The sequence below is a fragment of the Pseudomonas sp. 2822-17 genome, from assembly GCF_002742485.1.
Taxonomy (GTDB): domain Bacteria; phylum Pseudomonadota; class Gammaproteobacteria; order Pseudomonadales; family Pseudomonadaceae; genus Aquipseudomonas; species Aquipseudomonas cyclaminis.
Genome location: NZ_LJRZ01000441.1, coordinates 26,094 through 50,224 on the forward strand (window position 1 = coordinate 26,094; position 24,131 = coordinate 50,224).

17 protein-coding genes are annotated in these 24,131 nt (G+C 62.6%); 8 read left to right on the forward strand and 9 right to left on the reverse strand.

Going from position 1 to position 24,131, the window contains the following annotated elements:
* Nucleotides 1–39 precede the first annotated feature (39 nt).
* The gene (locus AOA60_RS15470) at nucleotides 40–1,287 is read left to right on the forward strand and encodes an FAD-binding oxidoreductase (RefSeq protein WP_099585164.1); all 1,248 of its coding nucleotides are present in this window, start codon (nucleotides 40–42) and stop codon (nucleotides 1,285–1,287) included.
* 21 nt (nucleotides 1,288–1,308) lie between these two features.
* On the opposite strand, the gene AOA60_RS15475 is transcribed toward AOA60_RS15470, so the two are convergent.
* Nucleotides 1,309–1,986 carry a GNAT family N-acetyltransferase gene (locus AOA60_RS15475; RefSeq protein WP_099585165.1) on the reverse strand — a complete coding sequence of 226 codons (678 nt, stop codon included), beginning with the start codon at nucleotides 1,984–1,986 and terminating at the stop codon, nucleotides 1,309–1,311.
* A gap of 56 nt (nucleotides 1,987–2,042) precedes the next feature.
* Complete coding sequence (locus tag AOA60_RS15480) at nucleotides 2,043–2,924, reverse strand: LysR family transcriptional regulator (protein WP_099585166.1); 882 nt, start codon at nucleotides 2,922–2,924, stop codon at nucleotides 2,043–2,045.
* 113 nt (nucleotides 2,925–3,037) lie between these two features.
* Between AOA60_RS15480 and AOA60_RS15485 the strand changes: the two genes are divergently transcribed.
* From AOA60_RS15485 to AOA60_RS15495, 3 genes are all read left to right on the forward strand, one after another.
* Nucleotides 3,038–4,252: an MFS transporter gene (locus AOA60_RS15485; protein WP_099585167.1), complete on the forward strand. Its 1,215-nt coding sequence runs from the start codon at nucleotides 3,038–3,040 to the stop codon at nucleotides 4,250–4,252.
* Between the two features lie 81 nt (nucleotides 4,253–4,333).
* Entirely contained in the window at nucleotides 4,334–5,185 is an 852-nt protein-coding gene (locus AOA60_RS15490) for a CAP domain-containing protein (protein WP_099585168.1), read from the forward strand.
* A gap of 172 nt (nucleotides 5,186–5,357) precedes the next feature.
* The gene (locus tag AOA60_RS15495; protein ID WP_099585169.1) at nucleotides 5,358–7,544 is read left to right on the forward strand and encodes a GAF domain-containing protein; all 2,187 of its coding nucleotides are present in this window, start codon (nucleotides 5,358–5,360) and stop codon (nucleotides 7,542–7,544) included.
* Between the two features lie 8 nt (nucleotides 7,545–7,552).
* Here the strand turns inward: AOA60_RS15495 and AOA60_RS15500 are convergent, their stop codons facing one another.
* The 4 genes from AOA60_RS15500 to AOA60_RS15515 form a co-directional block, all read right to left on the reverse strand.
* On the reverse strand, nucleotides 7,553–8,719 hold the full coding sequence (locus AOA60_RS15500) for a diguanylate cyclase (protein ID WP_099585170.1): 1,167 nt from the start codon (nucleotides 8,717–8,719) through the stop codon (nucleotides 7,553–7,555).
* 51 nt (nucleotides 8,720–8,770) lie between these two features.
* Nucleotides 8,771–11,008, reverse strand: coding sequence for a 1,4-alpha-glucan branching protein GlgB (gene glgB / locus AOA60_RS15505; protein WP_099585171.1), 2,238 nt, complete (start codon nucleotides 11,006–11,008; stop codon nucleotides 8,771–8,773).
* The gene (treS, locus tag AOA60_RS15510; protein WP_099585172.1) at nucleotides 11,005–14,352 is read right to left on the reverse strand and encodes a maltose alpha-D-glucosyltransferase; all 3,348 of its coding nucleotides are present in this window, start codon (nucleotides 14,350–14,352) and stop codon (nucleotides 11,005–11,007) included. The genes glgB and treS overlap by 4 nt, the downstream gene beginning before the upstream one ends.
* Before the next feature lie 93 nt (nucleotides 14,353–14,445).
* Entirely contained in the window at nucleotides 14,446–16,434 is a 1,989-nt protein-coding gene (locus AOA60_RS15515) for an alpha-1,4-glucan--maltose-1-phosphate maltosyltransferase (protein ID WP_099585173.1), read from the reverse strand.
* 204 nt (nucleotides 16,435–16,638) lie between these two features.
* Here AOA60_RS15515 and AOA60_RS33040 point away from each other — a divergent pair, with 204 nt between their 5' ends.
* Nucleotides 16,639–16,815, forward strand: a complete 177-nt coding sequence (locus AOA60_RS33040; RefSeq protein WP_178075366.1) for a hypothetical protein — start codon at nucleotides 16,639–16,641, stop codon at nucleotides 16,813–16,815.
* On the opposite strand, the gene AOA60_RS15520 is transcribed toward AOA60_RS33040, so the two are convergent.
* Nucleotides 16,793–17,284, reverse strand: a complete 492-nt coding sequence (locus tag AOA60_RS15520) for an MgtC/SapB family protein (protein WP_099585174.1) — start codon at nucleotides 17,282–17,284, stop codon at nucleotides 16,793–16,795. The genes AOA60_RS33040 and AOA60_RS15520 overlap by 23 nt on opposite strands.
* Before the next feature lie 120 nt (nucleotides 17,285–17,404).
* Here AOA60_RS15520 and AOA60_RS15525 point away from each other — a divergent pair, with 120 nt between their 5' ends.
* The 3 genes from AOA60_RS15525 to mapR all read left to right on the forward strand — a co-directional run bounded on the left by AOA60_RS15525 (nucleotide 17,405) and on the right by mapR (nucleotide 20,685).
* Nucleotides 17,405–17,644, forward strand: a complete 240-nt coding sequence (locus tag AOA60_RS15525; protein ID WP_099585175.1) for a DUF3203 family protein — start codon at nucleotides 17,405–17,407, stop codon at nucleotides 17,642–17,644.
* A 184-nt stretch (nucleotides 17,645–17,828) separates the two neighbouring features.
* Nucleotides 17,829–19,238 carry a cytochrome c oxidase accessory protein CcoG gene (ccoG, locus tag AOA60_RS15530; protein ID WP_099585262.1) on the forward strand — a complete coding sequence of 470 codons (1,410 nt, stop codon included), beginning with the start codon at nucleotides 17,829–17,831 and terminating at the stop codon, nucleotides 19,236–19,238.
* 37 nt (nucleotides 19,239–19,275) lie between these two features.
* Nucleotides 19,276–20,685 carry a GntR family transcriptional regulator MpaR gene (mapR, locus tag AOA60_RS15535; RefSeq protein ID WP_099585176.1) on the forward strand — a complete coding sequence of 470 codons (1,410 nt, stop codon included), beginning with the start codon at nucleotides 19,276–19,278 and terminating at the stop codon, nucleotides 20,683–20,685.
* 123 nt (nucleotides 20,686–20,808) lie between these two features.
* On the opposite strand, the gene AOA60_RS15540 is transcribed toward mapR, so the two are convergent.
* Together AOA60_RS15540 and AOA60_RS15545 are read right to left on the reverse strand one after the other, a co-directional pair.
* Complete coding sequence (locus AOA60_RS15540) at nucleotides 20,809–21,555, reverse strand: SDR family oxidoreductase (RefSeq protein ID WP_099585177.1); 747 nt, start codon at nucleotides 21,553–21,555, stop codon at nucleotides 20,809–20,811.
* 53 nt (nucleotides 21,556–21,608) lie between these two features.
* Nucleotides 21,609–23,705 (reverse strand): bifunctional diguanylate cyclase/phosphodiesterase, encoded by a 2,097-nt coding sequence (locus tag AOA60_RS15545; RefSeq protein ID WP_099585178.1) that lies wholly within the window; start codon nucleotides 23,703–23,705, stop codon nucleotides 21,609–21,611.
* Nucleotides 23,706–24,131 lie beyond the last annotated feature (426 nt).

Sequence of the window (24,131 nt, forward strand, 5' to 3'; positions counted from 1 at the left end):
CACGGCGGCCTACTCGATGGCCAGAGAGAGGCATAAGCCATGGCTGAAGATTTCGTGGTGGTCGGCGCCGGCATTATCGGCGTCACCTGTGCCCTGCAACTGGCGCGCCAAGGGCGGCGCGTGGTGGTGCTCGACGGCCAGGAACCTGGCATGGGTGCGTCTTATGGCAACGCCGGGCACCTGGCGACCGAACAGGTGTTCCCCATCGCCGATCTGTCGATCCTCAAGCGCTTGCCTGCGATGCTGATGGATCCCATGGGGCCGCTGCGCCTGGACTGGAAATACCTGCCCCGCGCCCTGCCCTGGTTTGTCCGGCTGTTGCTGAACCTGCGACCCACCCGTCATCAGAGAACCGTGGCCGGCATTCGTGCATTGAATGAGCGCAGCCTGGGCGCCTGGCAGCGTTTGCTGGCCAGCATCGATCGGCCTGGGCTGTTGCGCGAGGATGGCTCGCTGCTGGTGTATGAGCGGGCGCAATCGCGTGAGGCGCTCGATCGCCTGCACCGGCGCATGCAGCAGCAACACGTGCCGGTGGCGCTCTGGTCGGCGGAGGCCATCCGCCAGGCTGCCCCGCAATTAAGCGAGAAGATCCAGGGCGGGTTGTTTTTTCCGGGTACCGGGCACTTTCTCGACCCGTACGAGGTTCTTTGTGAATTGGTGGATGCCGCCAGGGCCAGCGGGGTGCAGTTCCTCAAGCGCCAGGTGCTGGATGCGCGGGTTGTCGACGATGGCGTCGAGCTGGTCACCGATCAAGGCGCGTTCTGCGCGGGCCAGGTCCTGATTGCCTGCGGTGCCCATTCAGCCGCGCTCACCACCGCGCTGACCGGCAAAAAAGTCCCATTGGACACCGAGCGTGGTTATCACCTGATGCTGCCTCACGAGCAGCAACGCCTGCCGTTCGCCGTGACCTCGCTGGAACGCAAATTCATCATGACGCCCATGGCAGGCGGCCTGCGCCTGGCCGGCACCGTAGAGTTCGCCGGCCTCGAACGCCCGGCCAACATGCAACGCGCCTGGCAACTGCATCGGTTGAGCAAGGGATTGTTCCGCGATGAGCTGAATGCACAGGACGCCACGCCATGGATGGGGTTTCGACCGTCACTGCCGGATTCACTGCCGATCATTGACCGGGTGTGCGACGGCAAAGTGCTGCTCGCGTTCGGGCACCAGCATCTGGGTTTGACCCAGGCGGCGGTGACAGCGCAGATGGTCTGTCAACGGGTGTCGCAAACACCCGAGCAAACAGGTTTACCGGCGCCTGGGCTGTATCGGCTGGATCGCTTCTGATCGCCGGGGGCTGATGGGGTTTCAGTCACGCGCTTGCACGAACAACCGGGCTTTGCGCGTCAATTGATCCAGATGCCGATCCCGCTGCTTCTCCGCGTCAACCATCGCGCGCTTGCCGTGTTTTTGCAGCAAATACGTGTGGATCTGCCGCACTTCCAGGGAGTTGTAGATCGCGGCCACATCCAGCACGCCCATCAAGCCATCGGTGCCGTAGTCACGCGTGTTCATCAGCACCTGGGTGCCGCGTGCGCCGCGCACCTGCAAGCCCAGGGCCTCGAACACCGGCACCTTTTCCACCGCACACCCCAGCTCCGCATGGGGATAGCGTGTCAGCACGTCCTGCATCATGCCCCGCGCCACACCCTGGCGGCGCATGCCGGCTTGCACTGCCATAAAGGCAACACCACAGGCGTCGGGATCATCCTTCACCGGCAGGCACAGTAAAAAGCCGATGACCTTCTGCGCGTCCTGGGCATCGGTGGCGACGATCAGTTCGACGGCAATGCCCTTCTCGCCATTCAGCGCCTCCAGGTACAGGTGCACCTCAAAGCCAATCGCGTACTGGTAGATGTTGTACAGCAGGTTGCTCGGCGGCAGCGCAATGCTGCTGATGTCGGTGAGGTTGTCCACCACCATCTGCAGGATCTGGCCATTGATGGGCTCGGGGCATGGCGTGGTGTAACGGGTAAGGCTGAACATGCAAATTCCTGGGGTTTCGCGTCTAGGCAGCGGCGATTGTACCTGTTGCGCACGGTTTATTGCCCGCACACCTCGCGTACACACCCGCGCAGCCAGCGGTGAGCCAGGTCGGCGTCCAGCCGTGGGTGCCAGAGCATCGCCACGGTAAAGGTCGGCAACCTCAGCGGCAGGGCAAAACAGAACACGTCGCGACGGTTGGCGACGTAGCGCTGCGGCACGCTGGCGATCAGGTCAGTGTCGCGCGCCAGGGCAATGGCCGTGGAGAACCCGGCGACGATGCTGGTGATCTGCCGCGTAAAGCCCAGGGTTTCAAGCGCATCGTCGATCTGCCCACGCGCCTGCCCGCGCCGCGAGACGTAGACGTGCTCGCCCTCGGCAAATCGCGCAGCGCTGATGTCGCCCTGGCTCAAGGGATGGCCGCTGCACACCACGCCAACCAGGCGGTCGCGGAACAACGCCTGGGTCAGCACCTCGGGGCTGGCGGTGGGATCGACCACGCCGGTTTCCAGATCGACGCTACCGTCGCGCAGCAGCGTGCTGTCTTTGTCGGTCTTGTTGACGAAACGCAGGCGCACGCCGGGGGCCTCTCGGGCGATACGCGCCAGGAGCGCCGGACCAAAGCTTTCGACGAATTCTTCGCTGGTGCGCAAGGTGAACGTGCGCGCCACCACGGCCATGTCCACAGCCTGCGCGGGACGCAGCACCGTCTGGGCGTCCTGCACCAGGCGGCTGACCTGTTCGCGCAACGCCACAGCACGAGGCGTGGGCACCAGGCCGCGACCGGCGCGCACCAGCAGCGGGTCGCCAGTGGTTTCACGCAGGCGTGCCAAGGCGCGACTCATGGCCGAAGGGCTCAACCCCAGGCGCTTGGCCGCGCCGGCAACGCTGCCTTCGGCGAGCAGCACATCCAGGGTGACCAGCAGATTCAGATCAGGCATCAGCGCTCCTCATCAGGCGTTGGGTGCAGGTATTTGCTGCATAACCTGCGTCTTCCGCCATATTAGGCGACGCCGTAGAGTTGTGACAGTTGCTTTCACTCAAGGAATTGCCCATGTCCCCTTCCCCACGCGGCAGCCTCATCAGCCTGTCGCTGTCCATGCTGCTGGCGTCACTGGGCACCAGCATCGCCAATGTCGGCCTGCCCAGCCTGGCGCAGGCGTTCGACGCGTCGTTTCACGCCGTGCAGTGGGTGGTGCTGGCGTATCTGCTGGCGATCACGGCGGTGATTGTCAGCGCCGGCCGCCTGGGTGATCGCCTGGGACGGCGTCGGCTGCTGCTCGGCGGCTTGCTGCTGTTCAGTCTGGCCTGCGGGCTGTGCGGCGCGGCGGCCACTCTCGACATGCTGATTGCTGCACGCATCCTGCAAGGGCTTGGCGCGGCGGTCATGATGGCCATGGCCCTGGGCATGGTCGGCGATACCGTGACCAAGGAACGCACCGGCCGGGTGATGGGTTTGCTCGGCACGATGTCGGCCGTGGGCACCGCCATGGGCCCCAGCGTCGGCGGAGTGCTGCTAAGCCTGTTGGGCTGGCGGGCATTGTTTCTGGTGGGCGTCCCGCTCGGACTGCTGGCGGCTGCCCTTGCCTGGCGTTTTCTGCCGGTGGATCGACACCCTGCGCCAGCCTCCAGCGGCCACCGGTTCTGGGCGCTATTAAAGGATCCGCCATTGCGCACAGGCCTGGCGATGAGTGCGCTGGTGGCGGCGGTCATCATGGCCACTTTCGTCGTCGGGCCGTTTTACCTGTCTCGTGGCTTGGGGCTTGACCCCGCCTGGATGGGCCTGACCATGGCCGTCGGGCCATGCGTCGCGGCTGTCACCGGCATACCGGCGGGACGCCTGACCGACCGCCTGGGCAGCCAACGCATGACCTGCGGCGGGCTCGGCATTCTGCTGTGCGGCGCGCTGTGGCTGACGGTGGCTTCAGGGTTGCTCAGCTACCTGGGCGCGCTGATTGTGTTGACTGCGGGCTACAGCCTGTTCCAGGCGGCGAACACCACCGCGGTGATGCGCGATGTCGAGGCGACGCGGCGCGGTACTGTCTCGGGCCTGTTGAACCTGTCGCGCAACCTCGGCCTGATTGTCGGTGCTTCGGCACTCGGCGCGGTGTTCGCATGGGCAACCCCGGATGTGACCCACGCCACCGCGCAGTCCGTGGCAAATGGCCTGCACGCTACCTTCGGCGCAGCGTCCGGGCTGATCCTTCTTGCCGCAGTGATGGCATGGGGCCGCAACCACGCCGTGAATGGCCTTCATCACCTCCGTTGAGGCAAAAAAACAAAAAAGGCGTTGCGCCAGACCGGGTTACATCGCGCATCATGGGCGCTTTCAAGCTCAAGGGTAACGTCCATGCGCGTTCTGTCATTGATGATGGGTCTTACGACGCTGGCCGCCAGTTCGGTGTTCTGCGCCAGCGCGATGGCGAATGAAGAAAGTCAGCTGGTGCAACAGATCAACGAGTACCGCAGCCAGGTCCAGCGCTGCGGCGACCAGGGTTCCCAGGAACTGCCACCGCTGGCCAGCGACACCCGGCTGGTGCTGCCGGCCACTAACGTCGGCGACCTGCAGCAGGCGCTGGCCCGGGCCGCGTACCCGATGGTGAATGTGCAGGCCATCAGCCTGTCCGGTCCCAAGGATGCCCAGGCTGCCATGAAGGCGGTGCGCGAGAGTTTCTGCCGGGTGGTCCTGGACCCGCAATTTATCGACATCGGCGTGAGCAACAGCGGCCAGGACTGGCGCATCGTGCTGGCCCGCCCCTTGCTGTCCAGCGGCCTGGGGGATTGGCAGACCGAAGGCCGCAAACTGCTCGACCTGATCAACGCCGCCCGCATTCAGCCGCGCCAATGCGGCACCCAGGCGTTTACCGCGACCACCCCGCTGTCGTGGAATGACACCCTCGCCAGCGCCGCCAACAGCCACACACGTAACATGGCCAACGGCAATTTCTTCGACCATCTGGACCACGACGGCCGCACGCCGGGCGATCGCGCCGAACTGGCCGGGTACATCGCGAAGAACATCGGCGAAAACATCGCCGCCGGCCTCGATACCCCGCGCAAGGTGGTCGACGGCTGGCTCGCCAGCCCCGGCCATTGTGCCAACCTGATGAACCCGCAATTTCGCGAACTGGGCGCGGCCTACGCCATGGACCCGAAGAGTGATGCGGGCATCTACTGGACCGGTTTGTTCGGCACGCAATAAGGGGTGGGCAATTGCCCAACCCCAGCGGCTCAACTCTACTCAAATGAATAGAGCATCAAATTGCCATCTATTGGATAATTATGCTGAACTGGCAGCGTCCAAGCGGGTCTGTAGCTTTGCGCCACACACTGAAAGGCGCGCTGAAGACTCTGGATTACAAGGTGTTTCCCCAATGATGAATTGGCTGCAAAGCAGCAGCGACATGGCTGAACGGGTACGTCAGCATGATTGGGCCAACACGCCGCTCGGTCCCTTGGAGCAATGGCCGGACGTTTTGAAAACCACCGTTGCGCTGTGTTTCGCGTCGAGCTTTCCCCAGGCCATTGTCTGGGGCCCGCATCTCATCACGATCTACAACGACGCGTTCGTTCCGATCCTGGGCAATAAGCCCTATGCCCTGGGCCGCCCGTTCAGTGACATCTGGCGCGAGGCGTGGTCCGACATCAGCCCCATCGCCGACGCGGCGTTCCAGGGGCACGCGACTTATATTGAAAATTTCCCGTTGGTGATTGAACGCGGCCAGGCACGGGAACAGGCGTATTTCACCTTCTGCTACAGCCCGATCCGCGACTCCCAGGGCCGCGTGGTCGGCCTGCTCGACACCGTGACCGAAACCACGCCCACCGTATTCCTCGCCCGGCGCCTGGCGGTGCTGGATGCCATCGGCCATGCGGTGGTCAATGCGACTGATGCCCAAGCCATCCTGACCCACACCACACAGTTGCTCGCCGAACACCTGCAAGTGAGCAATTGCGCCTACGCCGACATGGACGCCGATGAAGACGGCTTTACCATCCGCGACAATTGGACCGCGCCCGGCTCGCCGAGCATCATCGGCCGCTACAGCCTGGCGGGGTTCGGCGAGAAGGCCGTCAACTGCCTGCGGGGCGGCGAGCCCCTGGTGATCTACGACAACCTGCGCGAGCTGCCGCCGGAAGAATCTGCGGCTTTCCAGGCGCTGGGGGTAACCGCCACCATCTGCATGCCGCTGATCAAGAACGGCCGCCTGACTGCCTTGATGGCCGTCCACGACAAATCCGCACGGGCCTGGTCACCCTACGACCTGGCCTTGCTGCGCGAAGTCACCGAACGTTCCTGGGCGCATATCGAGCGCGTGCGCGCTGATGCCGATGTGCGTGAAGGCCTGGCAGCGTATGCAGAGTTGAACACCTACCTGGAACAACGGGTGGAAGAACGCACCCAGGCGCTGGCCCAGGCCGAAGCTGCGCTGCGCCAATCCCAGAAACTCGAAGCCATCGGCCAATTGACCGGCGGCGTCGCCCATGACTTCAACAACCTGCTGACGATCATTCGCTCGTCGGTGGATTTTCTGCGGCAGCCAGGCCTGTCGGAAGAACGGCGCCAGCGCTACATGGGCGCGGTGTCGGATACCGTGGAGCGCGCCAGCAAGCTGACCAGCCAGTTGCTCGCCTTTGCCCGCCGCCAACCGCTCAACCCGGAAGTCTTCGACGTGGGCCAGCGGGTCCAGAACATTGGCGAGATGCTCGAAAGCGTCACCGGCGCACGCATTCAGGTGCAGGTCGAGTTGCCGCCCTTGGCCTGTTTCGCACGTATCGACGCCAGCCAATTCGAAACCTCCCTGATCAACATCGCCCTCAATGCACGGGACGCCATGGGCGGCCAGGGCACGCTGAGCCTGCGGGTCGCCGGCCGACAGGCGCTGCCACGCATCCGTGGCGACGCGGGATCACGCCAGCCCTACATCGCCATCGCCATCGCCGATACCGGGCCGGGTATCGAGGCCGACGCCGTGGAGCGGATTTTCGAACCGTTCTTCACCACCAAGGCAGTCGGCAAGGGCACGGGACTGGGCCTGTCCCAGGTCTTCGGGTTTGCCAAGCAGTCGGGGGGCAATATCGATGTGTCCAGCACGCCCGGCCAAGGCAGCGTATTCACCCTGTACCTGCCCCAGGTCGAAGCCCAGGCATCGCAACCGCCCAGCCCTCAGGAAACGCTCGCCGCGCCCCACGACACCACCGAGTGCCGGGTGCTGATCGTGGAGGACAACCTGGAAGTCGGGCGCTTTGCCAGCCAGATCCTTCAAGACCTGGGCTACCAGACCACCTGGGCGACCGATGCCGAGCAAGCCCTGACCTTGGCCGGCCAGGATGCAATGGCCTTCGATGTGATTTTCTCCGACGTGGTCATGCCCGGTATCACGGGCGTCGTCATGGCCAAATTGCTGCGCCAGCGCCGGGCAGACCTGCCAGTGGTGTTGACCTCGGGCTACAGCGACGAGTTGGCAGACTGCGGCTACGAAGGCTTCGAATTCCTGCCCAAGCCTTACTCGGCCGAGCAGGTGTCGCGGGTGCTGGTCAAGGCGATGCTCAAGGACTGAACGCCACCCTACTGCGCCACGGCCACCTGATTGCGGCCCAGCGCCTTGGCCCGGTACAGCGCTTTGTCGGCGGTGTTCATCAGGCCATGCAGGTCCTCATCCTGGGCTTGGGTCGAGGCCACGCCCAAGCTTGCCGAAAGCCCCTTGACCGGCTCGACCGCCAGCCCGGAAATCGACTCGACCAACTGCTCGGCAATGGCCTGCGCGGCTTCCAGCGAGGTATTGGGCAGCAACACCGCAAACTCCTCGCCGCCCAGGCGGCCATACACATCAGATTTACGGAATGAGGCACTGATCACGCCGCCAATCTGGCGCAACACCTGATCGCCGGCCTGGTGGCCGTAGGTGTCATTGATGTGCTTGAAGTGGTCCATGTCCATCATCAGCGCGCACAGCGGCTGCTGGTTGTGTCGGCACTGCGCGTAGAGCAGGTGGGCATGTTCGAAAAACGCGCGGCGGTTCATCAGCCCGGTCAGTTCGTCGGTTTGTGCGGCGCGCGCGGAAATGCTGTGGGCGCGTTCCATTTGCCGGGTCAGGCGAAACGCCTTCTCCAGCGCATCGGACAATTTACGCGTGGCGCTGGCGACAAAGGTGGCGAACACCAGCACCGCGATGGCGACCCCCACCTGCATGGACGACGGCTGGAACAGCAGCCACACAGTGCAAGGCAGCAACACCAGGCCGATGGACACCAGCGTCATGTAGCGATAGGCCGAATAACACGACACCGCGCTGACCGACATGCCCACGGTGAACAACATGACCAGTGCCTGGGACAGCCGGTCATCCGGCGGCATCACCGCTAACGCACCGATGCCCCAGACGCCGGCGGACAGCATCAACGTAACCCAGTAGCGGCGCTCCCAACGATCCGGCGTGCGCTCACTGTTGGGGCAGCGAAACCAGTCCATGAACATCTTGACCCGCAGCAGCGACGACACCGAAAGCACCGCCAGCCACACCAGCATGACATCGCGATCGAAGCGTTCCCAACACAGCCAGCAGAGCATGACAGCCGCCAGGTAACTGCCGAAGATGGCGGCAAATGACTGCCGGAACAGCTGGTGCAGACGGTCGGTCCGCACCTGCTGCTCTATAAAGCAATCCTGGTCCTGCTCACGCCCAAGGCCATTCATGAAATTCGCCTGATTCGACTGCCGCGACAAAGGCGCCATTGTGGCACCCTGCCAGCACCGCGGACAACTGAATCCCGCACAGCAGAGCGGTCAAGCCCCTTCAGGCCGCAGAATCAGCACGCCCAGCGGCGGTAAATTCAGCGACAGTGACACCGGTTGACCATGGCGCGGCTCATCCTGGGTAAAGACTTCGCCGCCGTTGCCGAAATTGGAACCGGCATACATGTCCGCATCACTGTTGATCACTTCGCTCCAGCGTCCGGCAAACGGCACGCCGACGGCATAGGCCTCGCGGGGCACCGGGGTGAAGTTAGCCACCACCAGGACGGGCTTACCGTCCTTGCTCCAGCGCAGCCAGGCGTAGACGCTGTTGATCGCGTCATCGCCGATCAGCCATTGGAAGCCTTGTGGCGCATCGTCCTGTTCGTGCAGGGCTGGCTCTTCGCGGTACAGACGGTTCAAGTCACCGACCAGCTTCTGCACGCCTTTGTGCTCTGCGTACTGCAAGAGGTACCAGTCCAGTTGCTGGTCGTGGTTCCACTCGCGCCACTGGCCGAACTCGCAGCCCATGAACAACAGTTTCTTGCCGGGATGCATCCACATGAACGCCAGGTAGGCACGCAGGTTGGCAAACTTCTGCCAGCGGTCGCCGGGCATCTTGTCGATCAACGAATGCTTGCCGTGTACCACTTCATCATGGGAAATCGGCAGGATGAAACGCTCGGACCAGGCATACACCAGGCCGAAGCTCAGTTCGTTGTGGTGATGGGCGCGGTAGACCGGGTCTTGCTGGATGTAATGCAGCGAGTCGTGCATCCAGCCCATGTTCCATTTGTAGTTGAACCCCAGGCCGCCCTGTTGGGTGGGCTGGCTCACGCCGGGCCAGGCGGTGGATTCCTCGGCGATCACCAGGGCGCCGGGGGCTTCCAGGGCTACCACGTCATTGAGGTGGCGCAGGAAGTCGATGGCTTCCAGGTTCTCGCGGCCGCCGTGGCGGTTGGGCACCCACTCGCCGGCCTTGCGCGAATAGTCGCGGTACAGCATCGACGCCACCGCATCCACACGCAGGCCGTCGATATGGAAATGCTTGAGCCAGTGCAGGGCCGAGGCCAGCATAAAGCCGTGCACCTCGGTGCGGCCCAGGTTGTAGATCAGCGTGTCCCAATCCTGGTGGAAGCCTTCCAGCGGGTTGGCATATTCATACAGCGCGGTGCCGTCGAACTGGGCGAGGCCGTGGGTATCGGTGGGGAAATGCGCCGGTACCCAGTCCAGAATCACGCCGATATCGGCCTGGTGCAGGGCGTTGACGAAATAGGCGAAATCTTCCGGCGAACCAAAGCGCGCAGTTGGGGCGAACTGCGACAAGGCCTGATAACCCCAGGAGCCGCCAAACGGGTGCTCCATGATTGGCATCAATTCGATATGGGTGAAACCCAATTGCTGCACGTACGGGACCAGGCGTTCCGCCAGTTCACGCCAGCCATATTGGCGGGCGACTTCGCCGGCTTCGTCCAGCTCGCATTGCCAGGAACCGACGTGCAGCTCGTAGATCGACAGCGGCGCGGTGGGTTTCTGCTTCTCGCTACGCGACTGCATCCACTCATGGTCTTGCCAGTCCACCTGCAACGGCGGCGCAACTTTCGACGCCGTGTCCGGCGGCAGTTGGGTGGCCAGTGCCATGGGGTCGGCTTTGAGCGGCAAGATTCCGTTGGCGCCGAGGATCTCGTACTTGTAGGCAGCGCCCGGTTGCAGACGTGGGATAAACAACTCCCACACGCCCGAAGGATGGCGCAGGCGCATCGGATGACGGCGCCCGTCCCAGATATTGAAGTCGCCCACCACCGACACCCGCCGCGCATTCGGCGCCCATACGGCAAAGCGTACGCCCTGCACGCCGTCGACGCTGGTCACCTGGGCGCCCAGGCAGCTGCTGAGGTCGCGGTGGTTGCCTTCGGCAAACAGGTACAGGTCCATTTCCCCCAGCAATAATTGGCTGAAACTGTAAGGGTCTTCGGTGATCTGTTCACCGCCGGCCCATTGGATTTTCAACAGGTAGGGCTGGCGCGTGATGAAGTGCCCGACAAACAGGCCCGGCACCTGGGTCGCGTCCAGGCTGCCGATGGGCTCGCCGCTGCCTTGCGCCAACACCTGGACGCTCAGGGCTTCGGGCAGGAATGCGCGGATAAATTGCCCGCCCTGCTCGTCTTCATGGGGCCCGAGGATCGAGAACGGGTCGTGGTGCTCGGCGCGCACCAGCGCATCGACGTCCTTGGACGCCGGCATGGCAGTCAACTTGGGCTGCAGCGGTTCTTTATGCGTGTAATTCATGACGTCTCCCCACCGCGTGCAGTGTCAGATAGAGGTATTAGCCCGCTGAGCAGACCGTGCAGCCCTTGCAGGGGCACCGGTAGCCAGGTCGGGCGGTTTTCCGCTTCGTAAGCCACTTCGTACGCGGCCTTTTCCAGGCTGAACAATGTCAGCGCGGCGTCCTGGCCTTTGGCATCCTGCCAGTCATGCGCCAGTGTAGACGTAGCTGCCTGATAAGCCTGGATAAATGCCTCGCGTGCTTCATTCAGGTAGCGTTCGGTCACACGCCGGCGGGCCTGATCGGCTTGTGGCGAGTGATCCGCGCCTTGCACATTCAGGGCCATGGCCGCTGCGTAATCAAACGAGCGCAGCACACCGCTCACATCTTTATACGGGCTGTGCTTGCCACGCCGCTCATGCAGCGGCCTGGCTGGCTCGCCTTCAAAGTCGATCAGGTAGGCATCGCCCTTCACCACCAGCACCTGGCCCAGGTGCAAATCACCGTGGACCCGAATGCGCAGACCGCCCAACGTGGCTTTCGCCAACGCCTGGACCTGGGCGCCGATGGCTTTTTTCTGCGCCAGCAAGTCACTGACCAACGCCTGATCCGCAGGGTTCAATTGGGTTTGATGCAGCTTGAGCAACTGCAACGCACGTTCGATCTGCGCGCCGACGTCCTTGGCCCAGGCCTGGGTGTCCTTGGCGGTAGTGACCTCGGGCTTGAAGTCCTTGTTGGTGGTCTTCGCGCCCAGCACCAAGTGCATTTCCCCCAGGCGCTGGCCGAGTAGCCCCGCAAAGTCCGCCAATTCGCCCAAGGCGTTGTAGTGCTGGTCCTGCTCGGAGATGGCCTGCGCCAGTTCGTCGCGAATGGCGCGTTCCAGGTTGTTCTGGGTCCAGCTCCAGGCGTCGCCCTGATTGCTCAGGTAACCCTGGGCGATCATCAGCAGGTTGTCCTGGCCGTCGGCGTCGCGGCGAATCATCGAGCCCAGCAGCGGCGAGATGTTCGGGTAATCGGCGGCGGTCAGGTAGGCGCTCATTTCCAGCTCCGGGTGCACACCGGCGCTGACTTTGCGGATCAGCTTGAGCACCAGGCACTCGCCCACCACCACCGAACTGTTGGACTGCTCGGCCGACAAATAGCGCACTTGGGCGTCATCGGTCAGTTGCAACGGCGCCAGATGGGGCGTGGCTTCAAAGCGCAGGTCGCCTTCGCTGGAGCTTAGCACCGTACCGGCCTGCAGGCCCTGGATCACGGCGCGGATAAAGTGCTCCAGGCTGAAGGCATCCGTGACCAACCCTACCTGCCGCGTGCGCCGCACACGGGCCAGGGCCAATTGCTGCGGCAAGGCACTGGTGAACTGGTCTTCGCTCAGGAAACCGAACGGCAGTTGATAGCGACTGACCTGGCCGCCGCTGGTAACGTCAATTTCACTGAGCAACACCGGATGCTCCGGGTCGCCAAACCGCACGCCGTAAGCGATGTGCACGTTGTCGATAGCGGTGTCCTTGCCCGCGAACCAGCGCCGCTTGGGCAGCCAGGCCGGCAAGGAAGTCTGCTCCAGGGTGGTGCGGCAAGGGTCTTCGAGCAATTCTTCCATGCGTTTTTTAAGTACCAGAGTAGTGAAGTCGGGGATGCTTTGAGCCGGTTCCACATGCCAGCTGGGCATCTGGTTCTGCGCCGCCAATCCAAACCAATAGAAGCCATAGGGCGCCAGGGTCAGCAGGAAATTCAACTGGCCGATGGGCGGGAACGCGTTGCCGCCGAGCATCTCCACCGGCACCATCCCGGCGAAGGCCGACAGGTCCAGTTCGGCGGCCTGGGCACTGCGGGACACGTTGGCCACGCACAGGATGATTTCCGTGCGACCGTCTTCCCCGGTGTATTCACGGGTGTAGGCGAGGATTCTGCGATTGCTCGGCGAGAGCATTTTCAGACTGCCCCGGCCAAACGCCTTGGATTGCTTGCGCACCGCCAACATGCGTCGGTTCCAGTTGAGCAGTGAGTGCGGGTCTTGGGTCTGGGTTTCGACGTTGACCGACTGGTAGCCGTACAGCGGGTCCATGATCGGCGGCAGCACCAGGCTGGCCGGGTCGGCGCGGGAGAAGCCGCCGTTGCGGTCGATGGACCACTGCATCGGCGTGCGCACACCGTCGCGGTCGCCGAGGTAGATGTTATCGCCCATGCCGATTTCGTCGCCGTAATACAGGGTCGGCGTGCCGGGCATCGACAGCAGCAGGCTGTTGAGCAGTTCCACGCGGCGGCGATCGCGTTCCAGCAGCGGTGCCAGGCGTCGGCGAATGCCCAGGTTGATGCGCGCGCGACGGTCAGCGGCGTAGTAGTTCCACAGGTAGTCGCGCTCTTTGTCGGTGACCATTTCCAGGGTCAGTTCATCGTGATTGCGCAGGAAGATCGCCCACTGGCAGTTGGCGGGGATTTCCGGGGTCTGGCGCAAGATATCGGTGATCGGAAAGCGGTCTTCCTGGGCCAGCGCCATGTACATGCGCGGCATCAGCGGGAAGTGGAAAGCCATGTGGCATTCGTCGCCGTCGTCGCCCTTTTTGTCACCAAAGTACAGCTGGGTGTCTTCGGGCCACTGGTTGGCTTCGGCCAGCAACATGCGGTCCGGGTAATGGGTGTCGATTTCGGCGCGGATCTGCTTGAGCACATCGTGGGTTTCGGCAAGGTTCTCGTTATTGGTGCCGTCGCGCTCGATCAGGTACGGGATGGCGTCCAGGCGCAGGCCGTCAATGCCCATGTCCAGCCAGTAACGCATCACCGACAGCACGGCCTTCATCACTTGCGGGTTGTCGAAGTTGAGGTCCGGCTGGTGGGAGTAGAAACGGTGCCAGAAGTACTGGCCGGCGACCGGGTCCCAGGTCCAGTTGGACTTCTCGGTGTCGAGGAAGATGATCCGCGTGCCGTCGTATTTCTGGTCGTCATCGGACCACACATAAAAATCTCGCGCCGCCGAACCGGGCTTGGCCTTGCGGGCGCGCTGGAACCACGGGTGCTGGTCGGACGTGTGGTTGATCACCAGCTCGGTGATCACCCGCAACCCACGTTTGTGGGCCTCGGCGATAAAGCGCCTGGCGTCGGCCAGGGTGCCGTAGTCACTGTGCACGCCACGGTACTCGGCGATGTCGTAGCCGTCATCGCAGCGTGGCGAGGGGTAGAACGGCAGCAGCCAGATGGTGTTCACGCCGAGGTCGGCAATGTAGTCGAGCTTGGCGATCAGCCCGGGAAAGTCACCGATGCCGTCATTGTTGGAGTCGAAGAAGGACTTGACGTGAACCTGGTAGATCACCGCGTCCTTGTACCAGAGCGGGTCCTTGATGAAGCTGGCAGCCTTGGGTTTCTTCGCCATTGGAAACTCCTGGAATACTCAAATTCTTTCAAACTGAACTCGGTCAATGTGGGAGGGGATAAGCCCCCTCCCACATGTTGATCTTCACCAGGCTCAGGAGGTGGTGATGCGCCAGATCCCGAATGGCATCTGCGGCTCAAGGCGCGTCCACTGGGTCTTGCCGTACCAGGTCCAGCGATGGCCGTTCATCAAGTCCTCACCCTGGGTCTGCGCGTCATCGGGCAGGCCCAGCTCCCACAACGGCAATTCGAAATGCGCTTCCTGGGCATTGAACGGGTCGAGGTTGATGGCGACCAGGATGAAGTTGTCGCCCTCCTCACTGCGTTTGCCGAAGTACAGGATGTTGTCGTTCCATGCGGTGTAGAGCTTCAACCCCAGGTGTGTCTGCAACGCCGGGTTTTGTCGGCGGATGCGGTTGAGCTGGGCGATCTCGGCGATGATGTTGCCGGGGGCGGTGAAGTCGCGGACGCGGATCTCGTACTTCTCGGAGTCCAGGTATTCCTCTTTGCCCGGCACCGGCGCGGCTTCGCACAGTTCAAAGCCCGAGTACATGCCCCACAGGCCCGAGCCCATGGTCGCCAGCGCGGCGCGGATCAGAAAGCCAGCGCGGCCGGACTCATGCAGGAAGCCTGGGTTGATGTCCGGGGTGTTGACGAAGAAGTTCGGCCGGTAGCACTCGCGCCACGGCGACTGGTTCAACTGGGTGAAGTACTCGCTCAGCTCGGCCTTGGTATTGCGCCAGGTGAAATAGGTGTAGCTCTGGGAATAACCGACCTTGCCCAGCCGCGCCATCATCGCCGGCGTGGTGAAGGCCTCGGCGAGAAAAATCACCTCGGGGTGCTTTAAGCGCACATCGCTGATCAGCCATTGCCAGAACGGCAGCGGCTTGGTGTGGGGGTTGTCGACGCGAAAGGTCTTCACGCCCTCTTCCACCCAGCCCACCACGATGTCGCGCAACTCGGTCCAGAGACCCGGAATCGCATCCGCCGCATAGAAGTCGACGTTGACAATGTCCTGGTACTTTTTCGGCGGGTTTTCAGCGTATTTGATCGTCCCGTCGGGGCGCCAGTTGAACCAGCCCGGATGCTGCTTGAGCCACGGGTGGTCCTGAGAGCACTGGATGGCAAAGTCCAGGGCGATTTCCAGCCCGTGGTCGGCGGCCGCCTGGACCAGGCGGCGAAAGTCGTCGCGACTGCCCAGTTGCGGGTGAATGGCCTCGTGACCGCCCTCCTCGCTGCCAATGGCGTACGGGCTGCCCGGATCATCGGGGCCGGCGGTCAGCGAGTTGTTCTTGCCCTTGCGGTGGCTGCGGCCGATGGGGTGGATCGGCGGGAAGTACAGCACGTCGAACCCCATGTCATGGATCATCGGCAGCCGTGCGTGCACATCGTTGAAGGTCCCGTGACGCGCTGGATCGTCGGTGATCGAGCGCGGAAACAGTTCGTACCAACTGGCGAACTGCGCCGCCTCACGCTCCACGTCGATCGGGTAAACGGTGCTGATGCTCAAATAGGCGCGGTGATCGGCCTGGGTCATCAGGTGTGCACTGTCTTCGTGCAGGAACAGCGCGACCTGTTCGGTTTCCAGCAGGCCGGAGAGTTCGTGGTGCAGCAACATCAGGCGGTCGCGCAGTTCGTTGTCACTGCGTTCGGCGGCCTGCAGCACCAGGCTGCGGCCTTCCTGCAACTCCAGGCTGACCGGCACGCCGGCTTCGTGCTTCTTGCGCAGCTCGTAGCAGAAGCTGGCAAAGGTATCGATCCAGGCTTCAATGCAGTATTCGTGAGGGCCTTGGGTGGTGACGGTAAACGCGCCCTCCCAGCCATTGTTACCCACGTCGGTCATCACCACGCTGTGCCAGCTTTCGTCCTGCAACGGCCGCCAGCGGATCAGGACAGCGAGCTTGTCGTGGCCGTCGGCGAATACCTTGCTGGTCACGTTGACGCGCTGGCCCACGACGGCCTTGACGGCGAATTCACCGCCATCAATTACCGGCATGGTGCTTTCGATCGCGATCCTGGGCAGCAACAGCGCCTGGGACAGCGGCAGTGAGCAATTATCTGGAACCTGAGTGTCAGCAGTCATCGAGCATCTTCCCCTTACGCCCTGTGGACGCTCTTTGCTTGATCCGAATTCTGAAACGGCAGTGATCTCCCTGAGCAAGGCCGTCATAGGTCCGAGCCTGAGCCTTGGTCAAAAGTTCAGGTGGATGTGCCGCCATTGAGCGGGGAATCAAATCCCCCAGGCGGTTGTCCACCGGTAGAGCAAAGCACAAAGGAGGCCACACCGATGAATATCCCGATCCCGGCTGAAACCCCTGACCCGAATATCGACAACCCGACCCTGCCGCCCACTGAACCGGAACCGATTCCCGAAAAAGAGCCCCCGGAAAATCTGCCACCCCCCGTGGAAGAGCCGCCGACAACCATGCCCCCGGTGATCGTCAGTCCTTCTCGAAGCGCTTGACGATTTTTGGCATGACGCGGAACACCGCCAACGCCAACAACGTACTCAGGACCGCTGTCGATTCCCGGCCCAACCCGATCGAGACCCCAATCGCAGCGGTCATCCACAGGCCGGCGGCGGTGGTCAGGCCTTTGACATGCCCCTCTTCATCATCCTTGCCTTTAATGATGGTGCCGGCGCCGAGAAAGCCGATCCCTGCGATCACGCCTTGCACCACGCGGCTCATGGCGTCCGCCTGATTGCCCGACATCTGCGGCACCATCACAAACAGCGCGGCGCCCAAGGCCACCAGCATATGGGTGCGTATCCCGGCCGCCTTGCCCTTGCTCTCGCGTTCAAAGCCCAAGATGCCGCCCAGCAAGGCGGCGATCAGCAGGCGCACGGTGACCTGGGTCAGTTGCCTGGCATCGCCGATATCGGCGAATTCGGCCTGCAGGGTTTGCCACACTTCATGCCACCAAGCGTCCATGAAAGCTGTCCTTCAAAGAAGTCGATAATTCATGGACAGCGCCTACCGCCAGTCAGTTGCCTTGAACCCTGCCTCGCCACTCTCCCCTAAGGTGCATAGCCGATGAAAAAGGAGTCCAACATGACGCTGCGTATTGAAAACCACCTGTGCTATTTCAAGCTCGACTCCAGTGGCCAGGAGCAAAGCGTGCCTGCCACCCGCGTGAAGATAGTGACGGACGATGACAAGTCCATGTCCTACGTAGAACTCGCGGGCGAGCGCATCTACATCACCGAAGCCGAAGCAGACGCCCTGACGGTCGAAGGCGCGACGGACGGGCGTAAGCATGTGAAGGCCACCGAACCTGGTTCGCTGATTTGATTGATCCGTGTCATCACCACTGGAATCAACCTGCACCCCAGGCGCGCCGGGGTGCAGCAGATTGTCGCAGCGCCCGGCCCGCAGGCCATCTGATCCGCTTTTTATCGCTTTAGCTGAGTCTGTTATGCAAACAGCCGCCGGCCCATAGTTCATCCGCCTGATGGAGGCTGATGAGCGAATGACCATGAGCGAACGCATCCCAACCGTGGAAACCTTTGAACCCATTCACCCCAAGAAGGTGAAGGCCAAATCCAGCGACACCCTGATTCATACCCGCAGCTTCACCGGCCTGTTCCGCACCTTTCGCGTGGCGGGCGCGGGCTTTCTGTTCCTGGCGTTTTTCGGCACCGTATGGCTGAACTGGGGCGGGCGCCAGGCCGTGCTGTGGGATCTGGCGGAGAGCAAATTCCATATTTTTGGCGCGACCTTCTGGCCCCAGGATTTCATCCTGCTGTCAGCGCTGCTGATCATCTGCGCCTTCGGCCTGTTTGCGATCACGGTGTTTGCCGGCCGTGTGTGGTGTGGCTACACCTGCCCGCAAAGCTCGTTCACCTGGTTGTTCATGTGGTGCGAAAAGGTCACCGAGGGCGAACGCAACCAACGCATCAAGCTGCAAGCGGCGCCCTGGAGCCTGAACAAACTGGCGCGGCGTTCGGCCAAGCACACCTTGTGGCTGGGCATCAGCGTGCTGACCGGGCTGACCTTTGTCGGCTACTTCACGCCTGTCCGCCCGTTGGCCGAGGAACTGCTGACCCTGGAAATAGGCGGCGTGAGCCTGTTCTGGGTGCTGTTTTTCACCGCGGCCACCTACCTCAATGCCGGCTGGCTGCGCGAGGCGGTGTGCATGCACATGTGTCCGTATGCGCGATTCCAGAGCGTGATGTTCGATAAAGACACCCTGACCATTTCCTACGACAGCGCCCGTGGCGAAAGCCGCGGCCCGCGCAAACGCGAGGTCAGGCCGGCCGATGTCGGCCTGGGTGATTGCATTGACTGCCACCTGTGCGTACAGGTCTGCCCCACTGGCATCGACATCCGCGACGGCCTGCAAATGGAGTGCATCGGCTGCGCGGCGTGCATCGATGCCTGCGATTCGATCATGGACAAGATGGGTTATGCCCGTGGCCTGGTCAGCTACACCAGCGAACATCAACTGCAAGGCGGCAAGACCCATCTGCTCCGGCCCCGCCTGATCGGCTACAGTGCGGTGCTGCTGGTGATGATTGCCGCGCTGGTGGTAGCCCTGGTGGAACGGCCGATGGTGTCGTTGGACGTGACCAAGGACCGTGGCCTGTTCCGCGAGAACGCCGTGGGCCAGATCGAAAACATCTACAGCCTCAAGGTCATCAACAAAACCCAGCAGCGCCAGGATTACCGGGTGGAACTGATCGACGCCGACGGTTTCCAGCTACACGGCAAGACCGAGGTCAGCCTGGCGCCGGGGGAAATCATTGATGTGCCGGTGTCGGTGGCGTTGCTCGCGGATAAACCGGCGAGCAGTTCGCAGACGTTGCGCTTCAAGGTCATGGATGTGGATGAACCGGGCATTTACAGCGTTGCCGACAGCCGGTTTGTGGCGCCGCTCAACCGCTGATACCTCGGTATCAAAAAAACACTTGTTTAAGGCCAACATGAAACGCTACGAAAAATTCGCCGAAGACATTGCCGAACTGATCCGCTCCGGCGTCCTCGGGCCCGGCCAGCGCGTGCCGTCGGTGCGCTACGCCAGCCAGACCTACGGCGTCAGCCCGTCCACGGTGTTCCAGGCCTATTACCTGCTGGAGCGCCGTGGCCTGATCCGCGCGCGGCCGCGTTCCGGGTACTTCGTCAACACCCATGCGCCGAGCCCGTTCTCCGAGCCGGTGGTGAGCGAACAGGTGCACGAGTCCACCGAGGTGGATGTCAGCGAGTTGGTGTTCTCGGTACTCGACTCGATCAAAGACCCCAACACCGTGCCCTTCGGCTCGGCGTTCCCCAGCCCGATGCTGTTCCCGCTGCCGCGCCTGGCCCGCTCCCTGGCCAGCGCCAGCCGTGAGATGGACCCGCGCCTGGTCGTCACGGACATGTCGCCGGGCAACCCCCAACTGCGTCGGCAAATCGCCCTGCGCTACATGGTCGGCGGGCTGATGCTGCCGATGGAAGAACTGCTGATCACCAACGGCGCCCTGGAAGCGCTGAACCTGTGCCTGCAAGCCGTCACCGAGCCCGGCGATCTGGTAGCCATTGAAGCCCCGGCGTTCTATGCCTGCCTGCAAGTGCTCGAACGCCTGAAGCTCAAGGCGGTGGAGATCCCCGTGCACCCGCGCGACGGCATCGACCTCAACGCCCTGGCGCAAGCCCTGGAGCGCTACCCGATCAAGGCCTGCTGGACCATGACCAGTTTCCAGAACCCCATGGGCGCAACCCTGCCGGAAGCGAAGAAACAGGCGCTGGTGGAGTTGTTGCGCAGCCATCAGGTGCCGCTGATCGAAGACGATGTCTACGCCGAACTGTATTACGGCCAACAGGCCCCCAAGCCGGCCAAAGCCTTCGACACCGAGGGCCTGGTGATGCACTGCGGTTCCTTCGCCAAGAGCCTGGCGCCCGGCTATCGCGTGGGCTGGGTGGCCGCTGGGCGCTATGCGCAGAAAGTCGAACGCCTGAAGCTGATGACCTCGCTGTGCCCGTCAATGCCGGCCCAGGCGGCGATTGCCGATTACCTGCAACATGGCGGCTACGACCGGCACCTGCGCAAATTGCGCTATGCCCTGGAAGAGCAGCAAAGCGCCATGCTCGCCGCCATTGCCCGGTATTTCCCCGCACAGACCCGCGTCAGCCAGCCGGCCGGGGGGTATTTCTTGTGGTTGGAATTGCCGGAACAGACGGATTCACTGAAGTTGTTCCAGATGGCCTTGGCCCAAGGCATCAGCATTGCGCCGGGGCCGATCTTCTCGGCGACCCAGCGCTTTCGCAATTGCATTCGGCTGAACTACGGCAGCCCGTGGACCGAGGCGTCGGAGAAGGCGATGGAGACGTTGGGGCGGATTGTGCGGTCGTTTTGAGGGCTGGGTGGTGTTCTTTCTGACGTCATCGGGGGCAAGCCCCCTCCCACACTTGAGGGTGTTCACACATCTGAATGTGGGAGGGGGCTTGCCCCCGATGGCGCCCGAACAGACGCTACCGACTCACCGCCCGCCGCCCAGATCGACAAACGTCCCGGTGGCATACGAGGCCTTATCCGACAACAACCAGATAATCGCTTCCGCCACTTCATCCGGTCGGCCGCCACGCGCCATGGGAATGCCGGACTCCAGCTTGCTGACCCGGTCCGGGTCGCCGCTCAGGGCATGGAAGTCGGTGAAGATATAGCCGGGGCCCACGGCGTTGACGCGTATCCCCTCGCCCGCCACCTCTTTGGACAGGCCGATGGTGAAGGTATCGAGCGCGCCCTTGGAGGCGGCGTAGTCCACGTACTCATTCGGCGAGCCCAAGCGCGCGGCCACTGACGAAACGTTGACGATGCTGCCGCCCTGCCCGCCGTGCTTGGGCGACATGCGCAGCACCGCGTGCTTGGCGCACAGGATCGGCCCCAGCACGTTGGTTTTCATGATGTTGAGGATACGGAATTCGGACATTTCATCGACCCGTGACTTATGTGCCACGGTGCCCGCGTTGTTGACCAGGGCGGTCACGCGGCCCAATTCGGCGTCGACGCGGTGGAACAAGGCGATCACTTCATCTTCGATGCTGACATCCGCCCGCACCGCAATCGCCTGGGCACCCAGGCCACGCACCTGTTCCAGAACACTGAGGGCGGCTGTTTCGTCGCAGCGGTAGTTGATGCAAACGCGATAGCCTTCACGCGCTGCCAGCAATGCCGTTTCGGCGCCTATGCCACGACTGCCCCCGGTGATGATGACAACTTTGTCCATGCGTGCGGTCTCCTGGTCCAACCTGGTGATAGGGTTGGATCCAATACTAACCGTCACGCACGGTTTTTGTCAGGCGCCAATACGTCCTCGGCCCGTTGGATATTCGCCATGAAACCATCGGCCGGCAGCGGATGCCCCAGCAGGTAACCTTGCAGGGAGTTGCAACCCAGCCGCGTCAGGAAGTTCTGCTGCGCATCGGTTTCCACACCTTCGGCGACAATGCGCAATCCCAAGGCTTGGCCGAGGGCAACGATGGCCGAAACAATGGCCGCGTCGTCGCTGTCGTGCTCCAGGTCGCGCACAAAACCGCGGTCGATCTTCAACTCGTTGGCTGGCAGGCGCTTGAGGTACATCAGGCTGGAATAACCGGTGCCGAAGTCATCGATGGACAGGTCGACGCCCATGTCCGAGAGCTGCTGCAACACCGTCATGCTCGCGTCGGCATCGCTCATGGCGGTGGTCTCGGTGATTTCCAGGGTCAGGCTGTTGGCCGGCAACTGATGCCGATCCAGAGCGTTGGCCACGCTCTTGACCAGCCCCGCATGGCAGAACTGCAGCGCCGACAGGTTCACGGCGATGCGCCAATCCTCATAACCCTGGGCATACCACACGCTCATCTGGCGACAGGCTTCATTGAGCACCCATTCGCCGATGGGAATGATCAAGCCGGTCTTTTCCGCCAGTTCGATAAAGGTCACCGGCAACAACAGGCCCTGCTGCGGATGTTCCCAACGCACCAGCGCTTCGGCGCCCACGGGGATGCCACTGACCGCATCGAACTTGGGCTGGTAGTACAGGCGAAACTGCTCTTGCTCAAGGGCATTGCGCAGGTCCTGCAACAACTGCAATTGCTTGCGCGCATTGGTGTTCATCGACACATCGAAAAAACTGTAGCCGTTCTTGCCCATGCCCTTGGCGTGGTACATCGCGGCGTCGGCGTTCATCAACAGTTCCTGGGGGTTGCCACCGTTGCCGGGGAACAATGCGATACCGACACTGGCCGAGATTTTCAGCTCGTGCTCGGCCACATGGAATGCGCGGTTGATCAGCCCGACCTGGCGCTCGGCCAAGCGCAGGGCATCGTCCGGCTGGCTCAATTGCACCAGCAGCACAAACTCATCACCACCGATGCGCGCCAGGGTGTCATGGCTGCGCAAGTCCTCGCGCAGGCGCAGGCCGACTTCGCGCAACAATTGGTCGCCCATATGATGGCCAAAGGCATCGTTGACCGGTTTGAAGCCATCCAGGTCGATAAACATCAAGGCGAAGCAACCGCCCTGCTCTTTGACCGCCTGCATGGCCTGTTGAATCCGGTCGGCCAGCAAGGTGCGATTGGGCAGGCCGGTGAGCATGTCATGCAGGGCCAGGTGAGTCAGTTCCTGGTTGGCCAGGCTTAGGGAATCGGCGAGCACTGCGGTGCGGGCTTCCAGGCGTGCGTCGAGCAGCGACGTCAGCAACGCAATGGCGAGCACCGCCAGGGTGGTGACCAGCACCAGGTTATCCAGGCCGTTGCCGGTCAAGCCGTCCAACGCAGCGGCGCAGTAGCTTTCATCGGCAAAGCGTGCAGCCGCCATGCCGGTGTAATGCATACCGACGATGGCAAAGCCCATCACCACCGCTGCGCCGCCACGCGCCAGACGCACGTACGGCGTGTTACGGCGCAGGTTGAACGCAATCAACAACGCCGCACCGGACGCCACCACGGCGATCAGCAGCGACAGGCCAAACAACGTGGGGTCGTAGTCGATGCCTGGGGTCATGCGCATCGCCGCCATGCCGGTGTAGTGCATGCTGGCAATGCCGGTGCCCATCACCAACGCACCCAACACCAGCTGCCATGCCGGTAAACGCGCCTGGCTGACCAGCCATAACGCAAAGCCACAGGACAGCATCGCGATCAGCAACGACAGCGCGGTAATACCGATGTCAAAACCCAGCGCAAACGGCAGCCGCAGGGCCAACATGCCGATGAAGTGCATGGACCAGACGCCCACGCCCATCGCCAACGCACCGCCGGCCATCCACAAATAAACGCCACGGCCCCTGGCGGTCGCGATGCGGCCGGTCAGGTCCAGCGCGGTATAGGACGCCAGGATCGCGACGAACAGGGAGATCACGACGAGGGGGGTGGAATAACTACCGATGAGCATGGGATTTCTCGCGGGCAACGGTCTTGAAACGTCCGTACCAAGTGGCAAAGCGCGCGATTGTAGCGAGAATAAATCTTGAACAGGTGATTAATTAGCAGAGGGCCATCACCTTTAATTTGGCGTCAAAGGACTGGCTTTTAAACGGCTAAAAACGGGCGGGTTGGCAGGGGTGGGCTGGATCAAAAGCAACCTGAGACGTATCTGATCTGTGGAGATCAAAATGTGCGAGGGGGCTTGCCCCCGATGGCCATAGGTATCTACACAACTTCCCGTGGATGCTGAATCTATGGCAACTGGGCTGTTGTGGTGAGCGGGCTTGTCCCGCGCTGGGCTGCGAAGCAGCCCCATCAAAGCCACCGCGTTTTTTCAGAAAAACCAAGTTGCCTGGTTTTGGGGCTGCTGCGCAGCCCAGCGCGGGACAAGCCC

Coding starts and splice junctions, on each gene's coding strand:
- AOA60_RS15475 (WP_099585165.1), bottom strand. CDS start 1,986: ATGTTCAGCCTTACCCGTTACACCACGCCATGCCCCGAGCCCATCAAT.
- AOA60_RS15540 (WP_099585177.1), bottom strand. CDS start 21,555: ATGGACAAAGTTGTCATCATCACCGGGGGCAGTCGTGGCATAGGCGCC.
- AOA60_RS15480 (WP_099585166.1), bottom strand. CDS start 2,924: ATGCCTGATCTGAATCTGCTGGTCACCCTGGATGTGCTGCTCGCCGAA.
- glgB (WP_099585171.1), bottom strand. CDS start 11,008: ATGAATTACACGCATAAAGAACCGCTGCAGCCCAAGTTGACTGCCATG.
- AOA60_RS15470 (WP_099585164.1), top strand. CDS start 40: ATGGCTGAAGATTTCGTGGTGGTCGGCGCCGGCATTATCGGCGTCACC.
- AOA60_RS15500 (WP_099585170.1), bottom strand. CDS start 8,719: ATGGCGCCTTTGTCGCGGCAGTCGAATCAGGCGAATTTCATGAATGGC.
- AOA60_RS15525 (WP_099585175.1), top strand. CDS start 17,405: ATGACGCTGCGTATTGAAAACCACCTGTGCTATTTCAAGCTCGACTCC.
- AOA60_RS15495 (WP_099585169.1), top strand. CDS start 5,358: ATGATGAATTGGCTGCAAAGCAGCAGCGACATGGCTGAACGGGTACGT.
- AOA60_RS15485 (WP_099585167.1), top strand. CDS start 3,038: ATGTCCCCTTCCCCACGCGGCAGCCTCATCAGCCTGTCGCTGTCCATG.
- treS (WP_099585172.1), bottom strand. CDS start 14,352: ATGGCGAAGAAACCCAAGGCTGCCAGCTTCATCAAGGACCCGCTCTGG.
- mapR (WP_099585176.1), top strand. CDS start 19,276: ATGAAACGCTACGAAAAATTCGCCGAAGACATTGCCGAACTGATCCGC.
- ccoG (WP_099585262.1), top strand. CDS start 17,829: ATGAGCGAACGCATCCCAACCGTGGAAACCTTTGAACCCATTCACCCC.
- AOA60_RS15520 (WP_099585174.1), bottom strand. CDS start 17,284: ATGGACGCTTGGTGGCATGAAGTGTGGCAAACCCTGCAGGCCGAATTC.
- AOA60_RS15545 (WP_099585178.1), bottom strand. CDS start 23,705: ATGCTCATCGGTAGTTATTCCACCCCCCTCGTCGTGATCTCCCTGTTC.
- AOA60_RS33040 (WP_178075366.1), top strand. CDS start 16,639: ATGAATATCCCGATCCCGGCTGAAACCCCTGACCCGAATATCGACAAC.
- AOA60_RS15490 (WP_099585168.1), top strand. CDS start 4,334: ATGCGCGTTCTGTCATTGATGATGGGTCTTACGACGCTGGCCGCCAGT.
- AOA60_RS15515 (WP_099585173.1), bottom strand. CDS start 16,434: ATGACTGCTGACACTCAGGTTCCAGATAATTGCTCACTGCCGCTGTCC.